Below are 15,057 nucleotides of genomic sequence, written 5' to 3'. Positions count from 1 at the left end.
CCGCCCGCCCCCCGGGCCGGAGCGTGCCGGGTGAAGCGCCGCCGCACCGTGCCTTTTGAGCCGGGGCGCCGGCCCGGCCCGCGTGGCACGGATCTGGCACGGGACGCTTGGAACGGCGCCGAGAGGTCCGGGCAACGAACAAGGCCCAGGTCGCCGACCTGGGCCTTCGTCATGGAGCGGGTGACGGGAATCGAACCCGCGCTCTGAGCTTGGGAATCCCGTAAGGATCTTGCGCTATAGCGCCTGCTACCTGCGAAGGAACGTCATTGGGGGTGCTGGAACGGCAGACGCTTGCACCGCGGTTGACCGTGACTACCTGCTGCATGTGGTGCTGAGGTGGTGCAGGTTGGAGCCCGGACACGAGGGCTTTCGCGACAGCGCGCCGGTCGGGAGCCCGGCTCCGCCGGGCGGCTGCAACATCGAGGCGTCGATGTTGCAGCTAAAGATCGGACAGCTCATACATGGGTTACGCGCCCAACTAGGTGCCTGACATCACTGCAACGTCTCTCTTCTCGAAGTTGATGTGGCAAGGGGGGAAGATCAAGTCCTTCGGCTACTCCACCAATCTCCTGCGGCAGTCCGTTGAGTGGGGGACAGGTGGGACAGCCCTGGGGCGGTCCCCTCACCTGGAAACGCAGGTCAGCGAGCTGACCGGACAGCCGGACAGGGGGGACGCGTCTTCGGTGTCAGGGAAACAACGTGCACGTGTTCGGCAAGGCGTATGACTTCCGGAGGTTCTTCCTGACGGAGTCCCGTGTCAGGGACCCGGTTATCCACAGGGGCCTACCTGTCCACAGCAGAGGGGCCGATCTGCCTCTTCTCTCTTTGGTGGTGAGGCAGTATGAACGCGGGTCAGCACTTAAAGGGCAGGTCAGAGCCTGTCCGGACGGCTCGCGCATCTTGTCGGTGCCCACTGGTATGGCGCGAGCGGAGAAGGCGAAAGCTAGCTGTCAGCGCTGTTTGCTGCTGTGGATAAGAGGGCCCTCCGGCCCCATGCGTTGACCTCGACCCGCCCTAGCTGTCAGAGGCGTGCGTCAGACTGGTCCCGGCCTTCAGGGCTAGTTGCCTCCACAAGGCGACGGCCCCCCGTGCCAGCGGGAGGCCGTCCGTACACCTGATCAGTCCAGAAAGGTAGGTGCGTCTATGACAGTACGCGGGGGCGCTGACAATTCTCAACGCCAGCGATCTTGGTGGCCCTACATCCTCGGATGCATCGCGCTGATAGTGCTCGTTGCGGTCGCTGCCTTCCCGCAGCTGGCTACTCCGTTGGGCACCACGGCTGCTGTACTCGCGGTCATCCTTCCGCTTGTTCCCCGGCGCTCAGCGCCGACGGTATGGGGTGATGAGCAGCCCCGAACACGGAAGCCTGGCGAGGAACGGCCTGAAGACTAGCCACACGGTACGCGTGGAGGCCCCTCCCTTCGAGGAGGAGCCTCCACGCGATGCCGCCTTTACGACGGCATGAAACCGGGCTTGGCGCTGGCAAGAGTCCGCAGGTGCCCGAGGTAGTCCTGGGCCGCCGACTCGGTGGCGTAGCGCTTGCGCATCTCGGCTGCTAGCTCGCGGCTGGTCATGATGAGCGACGGCACGGACTGGCGTTCTCCCTGGAGAGCGCGCTCGCCGTACGTCACCGCTTGTTCGAGGTCGCCCTCACGGGCTGCTGCCACGCCCAGCGTGACGCGCGCTTCGGCGTTGCGCATGGGGGAGCGCTCGGTGCCGTCGAAGTCGGTGCCGACGCGCAAGACTTCTTCCGCCAGTGACCGAGCGAGCCGGTCCTCGCCCACCAGGCGGTAGCAGTCCATGGCATAGAAGTCGAACTTCGCCGGGTCCACCACGAAGTGGTTGTCCAGGTTCTCCGGGTAGGGCATCCCTTCGAGGAGCCGCCGCCCCTTGTCGAGGGCGATCTCGACCTGTCGCCGGTCGCCGAGGCGCGCCCACGCCTTCGCTTCCTGACCGGCGAGCTGCACCGCGACGCTGTGGTTGCCGGCGACTTCCGCCCCGGCCTGGGCCGCGGCGATGACACCCCGGTAGTCGCCGGTGGTGAGGGAGAACCAAGCGCGCATCTCATGAGCCCAACCGGCGACTTCCGCATGGTCCGACTCGGTGGCGATGGACAGTGCGGCCCGGCGCGTGGCTTCGGCCCCGTGGCGGTTGCCCGTGTCGTACTCGACGCAGCCCACCAGCAGCGCGAGCCAGCCGGAGAGTGCGAGCACTTCGCGGTGCTGGGCGAGAGTGAGGTTCTTCCGCGTCAGCTCGACCACCCGCCGCATCCACTGGCGGCCCTCTACGAGCAGCTGCTCGCTCGGCATGTACGGGTACTCGGAGCAGAGCCGGTCCGTGGTGATGCGCAGGGCGTCGAGGGTCGCCTCATCCACGTCCGACCGGTTGAGGCGGTTAAGGATTTCCAGCGTCTCCATCCCGCTGGCCAGAGCGATCTCGGAATCGGCGTCGCGCCGCGAGGGAGCGGGGAAGATGGAGTGCGTGACGGTTCCGAAGGTCGCGGCGATGAGCGGGCGGTAGAACTCGCCCGGCATGGTGCCGGCCTCCCACCGCTTCCACTGGCGGACCATGCTTTCGTCGCTCGGCAGCTCGGTCGGAGCATGGGCGCGCAGCGCCCGTACCGCTTGGAGCTGTGACCACTCGCGTGCCTGCCGCTCGGTCGCGATGCGCCGTGCCCAGTCTGGCCTGTCGTCGCTCATGAGCCCTCCCCGGTGCCTACTCCGAGTCTGCTGCGCGCTCAAGGGGGACAGTCAAGAGGACAGCAGGTGACATGGGACGTGTCCCCCTGTCTGATCTTGTGCCCCCTCCTGTCATCTACATCACACGTTGAGTAGCGGCCATGGTGGTTTCCAGATCACGAGCCGTTCGGGCCGCAGCGTTCCTCCAGAGCGCTGACCCGGTCGGCAAGAGCCTGCATCTGGGAGCGGATTTCCTTGAGTTCTTCATGTACGTCACGAGTAGGGCGGTCACCGTCCGAGACGAAGACCCCCTTATTGCCTGCTGTGAAGATCAGTCCTTCGGCCCGCAGGATCTCCAGACCGTTCTGGACCGTCTGCCCTGCGACGTCGAAGCGCTCCGCGAGTTCCTTCCGGGTGGGCAGCTTCGCGCCCGGCTTCATGCGTGTGATCTCGCGGCGCAGCTCATCTGCGATCTGTACCGGCTTCGGTCTGGGGTCGTCCTCGGCAAGGCTCATGCTTCGAGGGTAGTCACCAGTCCGCGCTAGCGCGCACCATCACAGGGGTTGCTAACTAGTGCGCACTAGTGCACGCTGGTTCGTGCGGCCGTCTCCCGGCAAAGAACGACGGCCGACGCGATCAGTCATGTCCCGATCCATGACAGGAGTGCAGGTGAGAACGTTCGTAGGACGGCAGGAGGCGGTCAGCGCCTCAGAGTTCGTCGAGTTGGCGTATGGCCTTGATGAGCTGCCCGCAGGCATCGACCGTGAGCTGTTCATCGGGGTACCGGGCGAGAGCCGCGAGGAGAGGGCGGCCCGGCTGGACGTGGCCCGTGAGGTCCTGGCGGAGCTGCGCGAGCAGGGCGAGCTGGACGAGGTCGCTGCGAGCGACGCGCGCTTCGCCGCCGCCTTGCACCAGGCGGTGCCGCTGCGGCGCACTGCTCGCACCCGCCGCGACTCCGGGACGGAGGTGGCGGCATGAGCACGCTGCTTCCTGCCGCTCTGGCAGCGGCCCCGCTGGCGGCCGGGTGGTCGGCCCATCTGATGTGGATGCGAAGGCAGCTCGCCGCCGCGCATCGGGATCCGCTGACCGGGTTGTGGACCCGGGAGGTGTTCGAGACGAGGGCCCGTCGGCTGCTGCGAGGCGAGGAGGCGTTGGTGCTGCTGGCAGACGTCAACGACTTCAAGGCGGTCAACGACATTCACGGCCATGCGGCCGGAGACGCCGTGCTGGCAGCCATCGGCGGCAGGTTGGAACGGATCTGCGGCACCGGTGTGGTGGGACGGCTGGGCGGGGACGAGTTCGCCGCCGTAGTGCCCTGCCGCCAGGAAGCTGAGAGCGCGCTCGCGGCGGTGCGGCTGGCGCTGTGCCTGCCGGTTGAGTACGAGGGCCGCCGCCTGCCGGTCTCGGTTTCGCTGGGCGCGGCGCCCGTCCCTGCGGGCACCGACCTGCCGTCCGCGCTGCGGCGGGCGGACGAAGCCATGTACGCGGCCAAGCGCGCTGACGGTGGCTGGTGCGTGGCCGACGAGACGGCCCCGGCCGCACTCGCCACGGTCAACGGCCGCCGTGTCGGCCGCCCCGGTACCCACCACTGCGGGGAGGGCGAGCGGTGACCACCACTTCCGAGAACACCCGGGCGGCGGTGCCGCCGCTGGTGGGTGGTGAGAAGGCGCTGCTGGGTGCGGCGGCGGTGGCCGGTGCCACGGTCGGCGGATTGGGCCTGGCTTCCTCGTTCGCGTCGGTGTCGGCGGCGGCGGAGCGGTGGGGGTTCTCCGAGCCGTGGATGCTGCCGGTGGGCATCGACATCGCGATCCCGACGTTCACGGTGGCCAATCTGCTGCTGATCCGAATGGGGATGCCGCTGGCGTGGGTGCGGTTCGTGCCCTGGGCGCTGACGTTCGTCACCTGCTGGCTGAACATCGCGGCCGGGCACTCGCTGTCGGCGAAGCTCGCGCACGGCACCATGCCGCTGCTGTGGGTGGTGCTGTCGGAGATCGTCGCGCACGTCTACGCGGTGCGGATCGGTGCCGCGACCGGGCAGCGAATGGAGCGCATTCGCCGCTCGCGCTGGCTGCTGGCCTTCCCCTCCACCTTCGCGCTATGGCGGCGGATGGTGCTGTGGGAGACCACCAGCTACCGCGATGCCCTGGCGCGGGAGCGCGAACGCCAGCTGGCCCGCGCCGACTTGCGCGAGCGCTACGGCCGCCGCTGGCGGCGGACCGCGCCGCGCCGGACCCGGGTGCTGCTCAAACTCGGCGAACTCGCCCCCGATGGTGCCCAGGCGCCGGCACCCGAGTCCGAGCCGGAGCGGTCCGAGCCGACGCCCGAGAGCGCGCCGCTGCCGGAGGAGCCGAAGCCCGGCGCGCCCAAGCGCCGCCCGCGCACGCGGCCGGGCAAGGGCCGCAGCAAGGCGGTACCGCGCCGCACTCGTGAGGAGCTGCTGGCGCAGGCACGGGAGGCCACCACCGATTGGCCGGTGGACCGGCTGACGGCCGAGGCGATCCGGGAAGCGGTCCGCTGCTCTCCGGCCAACGCCCGGATGCTCCGCGAGACCCTGCGCGCCGAGCGAACCGAACAGGACGACCACCAGGCCGCCGCGGAGTCCCTGATCGCCGCCTGAAGAACAGCGCCACGGGGCCCGGTCCTCAACCGACCAAAGCGATGCACCGGGCCCCGCACCTCCCACCACAGATGGAAGGAAGTTCAGTGAATCACGAGGACGAGAACGAACTGTTCGCCCGACTGGAGGCGGACATGACCGCCGACCCGCGCGGCGATGTGGTCGACCTGGACAAGGTCCGGTCGGCCCGCACCGAGCCGACCGGATCGGGTGCCGAGTCGGCCGACGGATCGGGTGGCCCGACCGTGCCGGTGATGGTCGACCGATCGGCCGATCCGTCCGGCGCGGGATCGACGCTGATGGACCGGGTGCGGTCGGCCGAGCGGCGGCCGATCGTTCCGGACTGGGCCCGCTCCACGCAGGAGTTCACCGCCGCCGCGCGGTGGCTGGCCGGACACGTTGGCCACACCGTCGCCTTCCACACGGTGCGCACTCCGGCCTACGCCGCCCGGCTGGCGGTGCGGGCCCCGGCGGGCGCCGCGAAGTTCATCGGCGGCACTCTGCGGTGGATGGCCGACGCCGAGGGCGAGCCGGTCCGACTGGCGGCGGTGCGCCGGGAGGACGCGGGGGAGTACCTGAAGCTCTCTAGGCAGCGGGACCGCCGGGTGCGGCTGCGCACCGCCGTGGGGCTGCTGGGCTCGCTGATCGGCGTGGGCACGGTGCTGGCCCTGTACGTCCTGGCCCCGGTCTGGCTGAACGTGCTCGCCGCCGTGGTGGTGACGCTGGCGATGGGCTGGCTCGGTGCTCCGGCCGATGACCCGGTCATCAATCGGGCCGTGGTGGTGCCCAAGGCGCAGAAGCTCACCAGTGACATCGTGCTGCGCGCACTCGGTGCGCTGGGCATTCCGGCGATCAACCAGGCGCAGGGCAAGGGCCGGGACGGGTTCACCTTCACCGCCCCCATCACCCGGGACGGGCCCGGCTGGCGGGCCGAGGGCGATCTGCCGTACGGGGTGACGGTGACGGACGTGATCGACAAACGGGACAAGCTCGCCTCCGGGCTGCGCCGCCCGCTGGGCTGCGTGTGGCCCGAGGCGGTCCCCGAGGAGCACACCGGCCGCCTGGTGCTGTGGGTCGGAGACCAGGACATGTCCAAGGCCAAGCAGCCGGCCTGGCCGCTGGCCAAATCCGGTGCCGTGGACCTGTTCAAGCCGGTGGCGTTCGGCACCGACCAGCGCGGCCGGTGGGTGAACATCACGCTCATGTACATCGCCGGTGTCATCGGCGCCATCCCGCGCATGGGCAAGACCTTCCTGCTGCGGCTGCTGCTGCTCATCGCCGCCCTGGACCCGCGGGCGGAGCTGCACACCTACGACCTGAAGGGCACCGGCGACCTCGACCCGGTCGGCGACCGCGTCGCCCACCGGCACCGCGCCGGAGACGACGAGGAGGACATCGAGTACGCCATCCGCGACCTGCGGGCACTGCGCGAGGAACTGCGGCGCCGCACCAAGGCGATCCGCTCCCTGCCCCGCGACATCTGCCCGGAGTCGAAGGTGACCAGCGAACTGGCCGACAAGCGCTCCCTGGGGCTGCACCCGATCGTGGTCGGGGTGGACGAGTGCCAGGTGTGGTTCGAGCACGACAAGTACGGCGAGGAGTTCAAGGAGATCTGCACCGACCTGGTCAAGCGCGGCCCGGCCACCGGCATCGTGCTCCTGCTGGCCACCCAGCGCCCCGACGCCAAGGCCCTGCCCACCGGCGTCTCCGCGAACGCCTCCGCACGGTGGTGCCTGAAGGTCATGGGCCAGCTGGAGAACGACATGGTGCTGGGCACTAGCGCCTACAAGCGCGGGGTACGGGCCACGATGTTCTCCTGGGCCGACAAGGGCATCTGCTACTTCGTCGGTGAAGGCGCCGACGCCCGCATCGTGCGGGCGGTGTTCGCCGACGCGGTCATGGCCGACCGGATCGCCCTGCGGGCGCGCAAGCTCCGCGAGGACGCCGGCACCCTCGCCGGGCACGCTCTGGGCGAGGAGCCCGAGACCGACGCGGCGGCCGGGTACGACCTGCTCGCCGACGTCCTGGCCGTCATCCCCGCCAGCGAGCCGAAGGTGTGGTCCGAGACGGTGGCGGAGCGCCTGGGCGAACTGCGGCCGGAGGTCTACGGCGACTGGGCGGCCGAACAGCTCACCGCCGCTCTGAAGCCGTACGGCATCGACACCGTGCAGATCGGCCGCCGCATCAGCGGCAAGGTCGTCAACCGGCGCGGCATCGAGCGCGCCAAGGTCACCGCCGCAGTTGCGGAACGTGACGGAAACCGGGACGCGGGCTGACGATCCGGGGCCGCTATCGCTAGCAGCGACCCCCGCTAACGTTAGCGGCCCCGCTAGCGCCCCATATAGCCGCTGATCAGGCCGCTAGCGGATAGCGGCCCTCCCCTCGCGCATCCTGAAACCACCTGGGAAGGCCCTCCATGACCCCCATAGCCCTCGCTATCGCCTGCCTGCTCGCCGTCACGCTCGGTTACGCAGCTCTGTGCGCTGCCAGCCCGTTCGGCCGCTGCCGCAAGTGCAACGGGCTGGGCTTCCAGCTCCGCCACACCCGGCGCGGCGCACCCCGCCGGGGCAAGCACTGCCGCCGCTGCAAGGGCCACGGCATCCGCATCCGCGCCGGGCGCTGGATCTTCAACCGCGCCGCCGCCCTCTACCGCGACGGCACCCGCTGACCCCGCCCCTCATCCCACCGAGAAGGAGTCCGTTCCGATGGTCGTCACCATCTCCCTCGTCCTGGTCTTCGGCGTCCTGCTCGCCTTCCTGCTGAAGTTCCACAGCCTCAGCGCCGGTGCCGCGTTCATCGCCGTGATGTTCGGCTTCCACCTCGCCGCCACCGGCGCCGCCGAGCCGGTCAACGAACTGACCACCGCCGTCGTCAACGCCGTCCGCGACCTCTGAGAAGGGGACCTGTCATGTCCGAGGACACCCCGCCGAACCTGCCGAGCGCCGTCCAGCCCGACGCCTACCTCCCGGCCGCCGACGGCCACCAGCTGCCGACCGTCATCCAGCAGCCCGGCCAGCTCCCGTACTACGCCACCCCGCCGCAGGTCCTCGTCATCCCCCAGCAGAACCAGCCGCGGCTGTCGCCGGTCACCACCCGGCTGCTGCTCGGTGGCGGCATGGGCGCCGGCGCGGTGGCCGCCTTCGCTCTTGTCGGCCCCACGGTGATCGCCACCTTGCAGGCCCTCGCCGTCACCGCCCTCGCGCTGGGCGGCTGCGCGCTGGGCATCGGCGTGGCCGCCGTGATGGTCCTGCGGACCTTCACCGATACCCGCGACCAGCAGCGCGGCAGTAAGCACAACCGCCGCAAGTGACGTGCCCGGGGCGGGTGTCTCCCGGCAAGGAACGCCACCCGCCCCGGTCTCCGGTCCCGATCACAGAACAGGAGACCTCAAGCATGACCCATCACCGCACACTCCCGCTGCTCCTGGCGGCACAATCCGCCGCCGAGCGCGGCTGGCACGTCTTCCCCCTCGTTCCCGGCGACAAGCGGCCGGCGGTCCGAGCGTGGGAGGAGCGCGCCACCACCGACACCGAGCGCATCGCCCGGTGCTGGGCGACCGGCGCCTACAACATCGGCGTGGCCACGGGCCCGTCCGGGCTGGTGGTGGTCGACCTCGACACCCCCAAGGGCGAGGACGACACCCCGCCCGCCGACCTCGCAGCCGAAGGAGTCACCTGCGGCGAGGACACGCTGGCGCTGCTGGCGCAGCAGCACGGCCAGCCCTACCCCTGCCAGACCTTCACCGTGCGCACCGGACGCGGCGGAACTCACCTGTACTTCACCGCCCCGGCCGGGACCGAACTGCGGAACACCGCCGGGAAGCTGGGATGGAAGGTCGACACCCGCGCCCACGGCGGCTACGTCGTCGGCCCCGGCAGCGTCGCGGCCGGGAAGCCCTACACGGTCGTCCATGACGCTCCGCCCGCCCCGCTCCCGTCCTGGCTGGCCGACCTGCTGCGCCCGGCGCCGCTGCCGCCGCAGCGGCCCGTCACCGTGCCCCTGACCACCACCGGCCGACGCGGCCGGTACCTGCGGGCCGCCCTGAAGGCCGAACTGGAGCGGGTGACCAGCTCACCGCCGGACGGGCACAACAACGCCCTCTATCTCGCATCGGTGGCCCTCGGGCAGCTGGTTGCCGGTGGCGAGCTGGGCGAAACCGAGGTGGCCGACCAGCTCACCGCCGCCGCTCTCCACGTCGGCCAGAGCGAGCGGGAAGCCCGCCGCACCATCGCGTCCGGCCTGCGGGCCGGTGCCCAGCGCCCGAGGACGGTGGCCGCGTGACCACTCCGAACCCCGATCCCGTACCGATGACCGGACCGCACCTGTACTCCGTGCCCCGCGAGCCCGGCGCCCCCGCGCCCACCCCTCGCCCGCGCACCGCGTGGACCGCCGATCAGCTCATGGCGGCGGAGTTCCCCGAACCGCGCTGGGCCGTGCCCGGCATCCTGTCGGAGGGCGTGAACCTGCTCGCCGGTCCGCCGAAGGTCGGCAAGTCCTGGCTGTCGCTGGGACTCGGGCTGTCGGTGGCGGCCGGTGGCAAGGCCATGGACGCCGTGCCCGTCGAGGGCGGGCCGGTGCTGTATCTGGCGCTGGAGGACACCCCGCGCCGCCTTCAGACCCGGATGCGCAAGCTTCTGGGCGGTCGCCCCGCCCCGGCCGGGCTGACGCTGGTGACCGAGTGCCCGCCGCTTCCCCAGGGCGGCAACGAAGCCATCGCCGGATGGCTGGACAACCACCCGGACGCCCGGATGGTCGTCATCGACGTCTTCGCCAAGATGCGCGGCCCCTCCGCCCCGGGAGCGTCCGCCTATGACGCCGACTACGCCGCCGTCGGCCACGCCAAGCGCATCGCCGACCACTACGGCGTGGCCGTGGTCCTGGTGCACCACGTGCGCAAGGCAGGCTCGGACGACTTCCTGACCGAGGTGTCCGGCACCAACGGCCTGGCGGGCGCGGCCGACGCCACGCTGGTGCTCAAGCGGGCCCGCGGCAAGGCCGATGGGGTCCTCCACGTCACCGGCCGCGACGTGGACGAAGCCGAGTACGCCCTCCAGTTCCACGCCGCCGCCGGCGCCTGGCAACTGCTGGAGGGCCCGGCCGCCGACCACACCATCGGCGACACCCGCGCCGCCATCCTCCGCCATGTCCGCAGCAACCCCGGTGCCAGGCCGAAGGACATCGCCGCAGCCATGCCGGACGTGGACGCCGACACCGTCCGCCGCACCTGCTCGCGCATGGCGGCAGACGGCCAGCTCTGCAAGGACGCGGCCGGACGGTACTACCCGGACCCGGACACCAAGCAGACCGCACAGGGGGCGTCCGGAGTGTCCGACCGTCCGGCCGCTGCCTCTGACCAGCCCGAACTACCCGGACACCCCGGATCGGCATTGTCCGGCTGTCCGGCCAGCAGCGACGAACGGAGGTCGCAGTGAGCGAGAGGTATCTGTCGGTCGCGCAGGTCGCCGAACGACTTGGCACCACCGAGCGGTTCCCGCGCCGCCTGGTCGCCGAGCGGCGCATCACCTTCGTCAAGGTCGGCCGCCATGTGCGCATCCCGGAGAGCGCCTTGGCCGAGTACATCGCCGCCAACACCGTCGAACCCGTCCGCCCGCGACGCCGCTACCGGAGGGCCGCTGCCTGATGCCGAAGAAGGGAAAGAAGTACCGCCGCTTCGGAGCGGTGCGGCAGTACCGCTCCGGCCGCTGGACGGCTTCCTACGTCGCCCCGGACGGCCAGCGGCGGCGGGCACCGCAGACGTTCGAGACCAAGACCGATGCCGAGATCTGGCTGTCGCAGGTCGAGGCCGACCTCACGCGCGGCAACTGGCAGGACCCGGACGCCGGAGCGGTCAACTTCGAGGACTACGCGAAGCGGTGGATCGCGGAACGCGGACTGCGGCCGACCACAGTGGAGCTGTACGAACGGCTGCTGCGCATCCACCTGCTGCCGACCTTCGGCAGCTTGGACCTGGACGAGATCACGCCGCCGCGCGTACGGACGTGGCGTGCCGAACGGCTCGCTGACACGGGAGCACCCACGACCGTGGCCAAGTCCTACCGGCTGCTGAAGGCGGTCCTGGAGACGGCCGTGGACGACGAACTCATCCGCCGCAACCCATGCCGCATCCGTGGCGCGGGCAAGGAGAGCGCCGAGGAGCGGCCCACGGCGACTGTGGAGCAGGTCTACGCCCTGGCGGACGCCGTCGGCCCGCGCTGGCGTCTCTTGGTGCTCCTGGGCGCGTTCGCCACGCTGCGCCCGGAGGAACTGGCGGCACTGCGGCGCAACGACGTGGACCTGGAGGCGGGGACGCTGCGCATCCGCCAGGCCGCGCCCGAGCTGACCAGTGGCCGGCGGGTGACAGGCGATCCCAAGTCGGCGGCGGGCAAGCGCACGCTGATCCTGCCCGGCTTCCTGCACAAGGACCTTCGGCGGCACGTCGAGTGGTTCGCGCAGAAGGAGGCGGACGGCTTGCTGTTCGTCGGCCCGCAGGGCGGGTTGTTCCGCCGCTCCACGTTCGGGCGCACGTGGCGCAGGGCGCGCACGGTGGTCGGGATGCCGGAGGGCTTCCGGTTCTACGACCTGCGGCACACGGGCAACCAGCTCGCGGCGGAGACGGGAGCCACCCTGAAGGACCTCATGGTGCGGATGGGGCAGTCGTCCGTACGGGCGGCACTGATCTACCAGCACTCGTCACTGGAGCGGCAGCGTGAGATCGCGCATGGGCTGGACGACCGCGTCCGGCGCGAGCTGAAGACCGGCGGAGACGGGCCGGAGGAGGGCCCGAGTGGTGCGGAAGTGGTGCGTGGTGCATAGATCGGTCTAGACAACAAGGAAGCCCCGGGCCGCTGGCCTGGGGCTTTCCGCTGGAGCGGGTGACGGGAATCGAACCCGCGCTCTGAGCTTGGGAAGCTCATGTTCTACCATTAAACTACACCCGCGAGGAGCCGACGATCACGTCGCTCATCGACGCACACTGTACCCCATACCGGGCCCCCGGCGCACAGCCGCGGGGTCCTTTTCGTCGTGTCCCCGGGGCGTGTGACGGGCGGGTTTCCGGGAAGCGGGGGAAGGGAGTTGGGGCGTACGGTGAGTGCGGAGCGCCGGGTGCGAGGCAGGCCGATTGATCCCCTAATGTGGCTTTGGTCGTACACGTAGTGGGGAGAGGCAGGCGATGGAGTCCACCGTCGTTCAGTGTGCCGATGGGCATGTGTTCAGCACCTCGACGTTCCCGATGCAGAACCTCGGCAGCGGCCGGATCGGTCCGGGCCGGCTGCTGCGGTGTCCGCGGTGCGCGCGGTTGAGGCAGGCGGTGCCGGTGGCGCGGCAGGCCGTGACGGGCATGGAGGCCGTGAGGCGCTGAGGTGCCGGTGCGCCGAGACGCCGAGGCGTCGAGGCGGTCGTGGTGAGCGGCCGTGACGGGTGAGGGCACGTGGGCCCGGTGCGCAGGCGCCGGGCCCGCGGTCTGTACGCTCGACGTCGTGCTTCTCTCAGACAAGGACATCCGGGCCGAGGTCGACTCCGGGCGGGTGAGGATCGATCCGTACGACCCCGCGATGGTGCAGCCGTCCAGCATCGACGTGCGGCTGGACCGCTTCTTCCGGGTGTTCGAGAACCACCGCTACCCCCACATCGACCCCGCGGTCGAGCAGTCCGACCTGACGCGGCTGATCGAGCCGGAGGGGGACGAGCCGTTCATCCTCCACCCGGGCGAGTTCGTGCTGGCCTCCACCTACGAGGTCGTCACCCTGCCCGACGACATCGCCTCCCGGCTGGAGGGCAAGAGCTCGCTGGGGCGGCTGGGGCTGCTGACGCACTCCACGGCCGGCTTCATCGACCCCGGCTTCTCCGGGCACGTGACGCTGGAGCTGTCGAACGTGGCGACGCTGCCGATCAAGCTCTGGCCCGGGATGAAGATCGGGCAGCTGTGCATGTTCCGCCTCTCCTCGCCCGCCGAGCACCCCTACGGCTCCGCCCGCTACGGCTCCCGCTACCAGGGGCAGCGCGGCCCGACGCCCTCGCGCTCCTACCTGAACTTCCACCGCACGCAGGTCTGAGCGAGAAGCGAGAAGCGAGGAGAGACGCATGGGCGACGAGCGGGAGAACCTGACCTACGAGCTGTTCGGGCGGGCGATCCGGGAGCTGGCGCAGACCGTCGCGGACGACGGCTACGAGCCGGACATGATCCTGTCCATCGCGCGCGGCGGACTGTTCGTCGCCGGAGGGCTCGGCTACGCGCTGGACGTGAAGAACCTGCACGTGATGAACGTGGAGTTCTACACCGGAGTCGGCACGACGCTGGAGATGCCCGTCATGCTGCCGCCGGTGCCCAACGTCGTCGACCTGAGCGAGAAGAAGGTCCTGGTCGCCGACGACGTCGCCGACAGCGGCAGGACGCTCAAGCTGGTGCACGATTTCTGCGCCGAGCACGTGGCCGAGGTGCGGTCCGCGGTGGTCTACGAGAAGCCGCGGTCGCTGGTGAAGTGCGAGTACGTGTGGAAGCACACCGACCGCTGGATCAATTTCCCGTGGAGTGTGGAACCGCCGGTCGTGCGGCGGGAGGGGCAGGTCCTCGACTCCTGACACGTGAAGGGGGCCCGCGCCGGTGCGCGGGCCCCCTTCCATGTGCGGGCGTACGGGCCGTGCCGCCGCGCGCCCTACAGGGTGCCGAGCTTGAACAGCGCCAGCAGCGCGATCAGATGGATCGCACAGGCGCCCAGCGCCTTCGGCCAGGGCAGGTCGTGCGAGCGGCGGACCATCGAGGTGAGCAGCACGCCCGCCGCGAGCAGGGTGATCCAGCCGACGACCTGGACCACCGTGGCGCTGCCGCCCAGGAACATCGCCAGCAGCAGCCGCGGCGCGTCCGTGATCGACATGATCAGCATGGACAGGCCGACCGTCGGGGCCCACAGTCCCTCACCGCCGAGCTGGCGGGCCAGGGTGTGGGTGACCACGCCCATCAGCAGGGCGGAGACGACGACGGCCACGCCGGTGATCAGCACGAACGGGATCGCGCTGGAGAGCGTGGAGTTGATCGCGTCCTCGCGGGCCTGGTCGAAGCCGAAGACGGCGAGGAGGCCGTAGACGAAGGTGACGATGAGCGCCGGGCCCCACACGGAGTGGTCGCGCATCTGCCAGAAGGTGGCGCCGGGGCGCAGCACGATGCCGCTCAGCAGCTGCTTCCAGTGCAACCGCGGGCCGGAGGGCACCACGGGCGGCTGCCCCGCCGCGTAGGTGCCGCCGTCGGTGTAGCCGTCGCCGGCCGGGTGGCCCGGCTGCGGGACGCCGTGGTCGGGGGCCTCACCGAAGCTGAACATCTGGGTGTGCCCGGGGTTGTTGGCGGGGTCGTGCGCGGGCGGGCGCACCTGGCCGCCGTACCCGCCCTGCCCACCGTGCCCGCCGTGTCCGGGGTGGTGGCCGCCGTGGCCGGGGTCGCCGAAGTACTCCGGCTCACCGTGTTGCCCGCCGCCCTGGCGCCACAGGGTGTGCCCGGGCCGGCCGGGCTGTACGGGCGGCTGCCCCGGCTGCGCGGGAGGCGCGTACGGCGGCTGCCCGGGTGCGCCGGGAGCCTGCTGCGGGGGAAGGTGCCCTTGCTGTCGTGCGTTCCGGGGATCCCGGCCGTGTCCCATCCTGAATCCAGCCACGCCCTCGAACGTACCGTGTCCGGCCGTACGGGGTGTCGTGGGCCGGGCGGCGGACCGCGCATTGCCGCCGAGCTGTGACATCACCCAGGGGAACCCCGTAGGGGGCGCCCCCGGGCGGGGG

General features: G+C 70.7%; 17 protein-coding genes and 1 tRNA gene. 14 read left to right on the top strand and 4 right to left on the bottom strand.

The genetic code is table 11. The features are described from left to right. Positions 1-1,451: 1,451 nt before the first annotated feature. Both L7D48_RS15465 and L7D48_RS15460 read right to left on the bottom strand, forming a co-directional pair. Positions 1,452-2,699, bottom strand: coding sequence for an XRE family transcriptional regulator (locus L7D48_RS15465; protein WP_237880019.1), 1,248 nt, complete (start codon positions 2,697-2,699; stop codon positions 1,452-1,454). A gap of 155 nt (positions 2,700-2,854) precedes the next feature. Further along, complete coding sequence (locus tag L7D48_RS15460) at positions 2,855-3,193, bottom strand: GntR family transcriptional regulator (protein ID WP_237880018.1); 339 nt, start codon at positions 3,191-3,193, stop codon at positions 2,855-2,857. 154 nt (positions 3,194-3,347) lie between these two features. On the opposite strand from L7D48_RS15460, the gene L7D48_RS15455 reads away from it, so the two are divergent. From L7D48_RS15455 to L7D48_RS15405, 11 genes are all read left to right on the top strand, one after another. After that, positions 3,348-3,656, top strand: coding sequence for a hypothetical protein (locus L7D48_RS15455; RefSeq protein WP_237880017.1), 309 nt, complete (start codon positions 3,348-3,350; stop codon positions 3,654-3,656). Beyond that, entirely contained in the window at positions 3,653-4,288 is a 636-nt protein-coding gene (locus L7D48_RS15450) for a GGDEF domain-containing protein (protein WP_237880016.1), read from the top strand. Before L7D48_RS15455 ends, L7D48_RS15450 begins: the two co-directional genes overlap by 4 nt. Next, positions 4,285-5,295: a DUF2637 domain-containing protein gene (locus L7D48_RS15445; protein ID WP_237880015.1), complete on the top strand. Its 1,011-nt coding sequence runs from the start codon at positions 4,285-4,287 to the stop codon at positions 5,293-5,295. The genes L7D48_RS15450 and L7D48_RS15445 overlap by 4 nt, the downstream gene beginning before the upstream one ends. 86 nt (positions 5,296-5,381) lie before the next feature. Continuing rightward, on the top strand, positions 5,382-7,571 hold the full coding sequence (locus tag L7D48_RS15440) for a cell division protein FtsK (RefSeq protein WP_237880014.1): 2,190 nt from the start codon (positions 5,382-5,384) through the stop codon (positions 7,569-7,571). Positions 7,572-7,711: 140 nt separating this feature from the next. Continuing rightward, on the top strand, positions 7,712-7,963 hold the full coding sequence (locus L7D48_RS15435; RefSeq protein ID WP_237880013.1) for a hypothetical protein: 252 nt from the start codon (positions 7,712-7,714) through the stop codon (positions 7,961-7,963). Positions 7,964-8,000: 37 nt separating this feature from the next. Next, the gene (locus tag L7D48_RS15430) at positions 8,001-8,189 is read left to right on the top strand and encodes a hypothetical protein (RefSeq protein WP_237880012.1); all 189 of its coding nucleotides are present in this window, start codon (positions 8,001-8,003) and stop codon (positions 8,187-8,189) included. A gap of 14 nt (positions 8,190-8,203) precedes the next feature. Further along, the gene (locus tag L7D48_RS15425; RefSeq protein ID WP_237880011.1) at positions 8,204-8,605 is read left to right on the top strand and encodes a DUF6251 family protein; all 402 of its coding nucleotides are present in this window, start codon (positions 8,204-8,206) and stop codon (positions 8,603-8,605) included. 83 nt (positions 8,606-8,688) lie between these two features. After that, complete coding sequence (locus L7D48_RS15420; RefSeq protein ID WP_237880010.1) at positions 8,689-9,576, top strand: bifunctional DNA primase/polymerase; 888 nt, start codon at positions 8,689-8,691, stop codon at positions 9,574-9,576. Then, entirely contained in the window at positions 9,573-10,727 is a 1,155-nt protein-coding gene (locus tag L7D48_RS15415) for an AAA family ATPase (RefSeq protein ID WP_237880009.1), read from the top strand. The genes L7D48_RS15420 and L7D48_RS15415 overlap by 4 nt, the downstream gene beginning before the upstream one ends. Continuing rightward, entirely contained in the window at positions 10,724-10,936 is a 213-nt protein-coding gene (locus tag L7D48_RS15410) for an excisionase family DNA-binding protein (RefSeq protein ID WP_237880022.1), read from the top strand. Before L7D48_RS15415 ends, L7D48_RS15410 begins: the two co-directional genes overlap by 4 nt. Then, on the top strand, positions 10,936-12,108 hold the full coding sequence (locus tag L7D48_RS15405; RefSeq protein ID WP_374492337.1) for a tyrosine-type recombinase/integrase: 1,173 nt from the start codon (positions 10,936-10,938) through the stop codon (positions 12,106-12,108). The genes L7D48_RS15410 and L7D48_RS15405 overlap by 1 nt, the downstream gene beginning before the upstream one ends. Positions 12,109-12,159: 51 nt before the next feature. Here L7D48_RS15405 and L7D48_RS15400 read toward each other — a convergent pair. After that, positions 12,160-12,233, bottom strand: a tRNA-Gly gene (locus tag L7D48_RS15400). Between the two features lie 233 nt (positions 12,234-12,466). Between L7D48_RS15400 and L7D48_RS15395 the strand changes: the two genes are divergently transcribed. From L7D48_RS15395 to L7D48_RS15385, 3 genes are all read left to right on the top strand, one after another. Further along, on the top strand, positions 12,467-12,655 hold the full coding sequence (locus L7D48_RS15395; RefSeq protein WP_101256100.1) for a hypothetical protein: 189 nt from the start codon (positions 12,467-12,469) through the stop codon (positions 12,653-12,655). A 118-nt stretch (positions 12,656-12,773) separates the two neighbouring features. Next, entirely contained in the window at positions 12,774-13,349 is a 576-nt protein-coding gene (gene dcd / locus L7D48_RS15390) for a dCTP deaminase (RefSeq protein WP_093657735.1), read from the top strand. 28 nt (positions 13,350-13,377) lie between these two features. Next, on the top strand, positions 13,378-13,875 hold the full coding sequence (locus L7D48_RS15385; RefSeq protein WP_237880008.1) for a phosphoribosyltransferase: 498 nt from the start codon (positions 13,378-13,380) through the stop codon (positions 13,873-13,875). A 74-nt stretch (positions 13,876-13,949) separates the two neighbouring features. Here L7D48_RS15385 and L7D48_RS15380 read toward each other — a convergent pair whose 3' ends face one another. Beyond that, a complete protein-coding gene (locus L7D48_RS15380) occupies positions 13,950-14,936 on the bottom strand; it encodes a Yip1 family protein (protein WP_374492332.1) in 987 nt (328 codons plus the stop codon). Positions 14,937-15,057 lie beyond the last annotated feature (121 nt).

Origin of the sequence: Streptomyces sp. ICN903 (assembly GCF_022015835.1) — a bacterium.
Classification (GTDB): domain Bacteria; phylum Actinomycetota; class Actinomycetes; order Streptomycetales; family Streptomycetaceae; genus Streptomyces; species Streptomyces fenghuangensis.
Note: the sequence above shows the minus strand (reverse complement) of the source record. Positions and strands in the feature narration are given on the sequence as shown.

What these genes read in the sequence shown, in the direction of transcription:
- L7D48_RS15465 (WP_237880019.1), bottom strand. Translation starts at nt 2,699, where the DNA reads ATGAGCGACGACAGGCCAGACTGGGCACGGCGCATCGCGACCGAGCGG.
- L7D48_RS15425 (WP_237880011.1), top strand. Translation starts at nt 8,204, where the DNA reads ATGTCCGAGGACACCCCGCCGAACCTGCCGAGCGCCGTCCAGCCCGAC.
- L7D48_RS15435 (WP_237880013.1), top strand. Translation starts at nt 7,712, where the DNA reads ATGACCCCCATAGCCCTCGCTATCGCCTGCCTGCTCGCCGTCACGCTC.
- L7D48_RS15385 (WP_237880008.1), top strand. Translation starts at nt 13,378, where the DNA reads ATGGGCGACGAGCGGGAGAACCTGACCTACGAGCTGTTCGGGCGGGCG.
- L7D48_RS15430 (WP_237880012.1), top strand. Translation starts at nt 8,001, where the DNA reads ATGGTCGTCACCATCTCCCTCGTCCTGGTCTTCGGCGTCCTGCTCGCC.
- L7D48_RS15450 (WP_237880016.1), top strand. Translation starts at nt 3,653, where the DNA reads ATGAGCACGCTGCTTCCTGCCGCTCTGGCAGCGGCCCCGCTGGCGGCC.
- L7D48_RS15395 (WP_101256100.1), top strand. Translation starts at nt 12,467, where the DNA reads ATGGAGTCCACCGTCGTTCAGTGTGCCGATGGGCATGTGTTCAGCACC.
- L7D48_RS15460 (WP_237880018.1), bottom strand. Translation starts at nt 3,193, where the DNA reads ATGAGCCTTGCCGAGGACGACCCCAGACCGAAGCCGGTACAGATCGCA.
- L7D48_RS15405 (WP_374492337.1), top strand. Translation starts at nt 10,936, where the DNA reads ATGCCGAAGAAGGGAAAGAAGTACCGCCGCTTCGGAGCGGTGCGGCAG.
- L7D48_RS15420 (WP_237880010.1), top strand. Translation starts at nt 8,689, where the DNA reads ATGACCCATCACCGCACACTCCCGCTGCTCCTGGCGGCACAATCCGCC.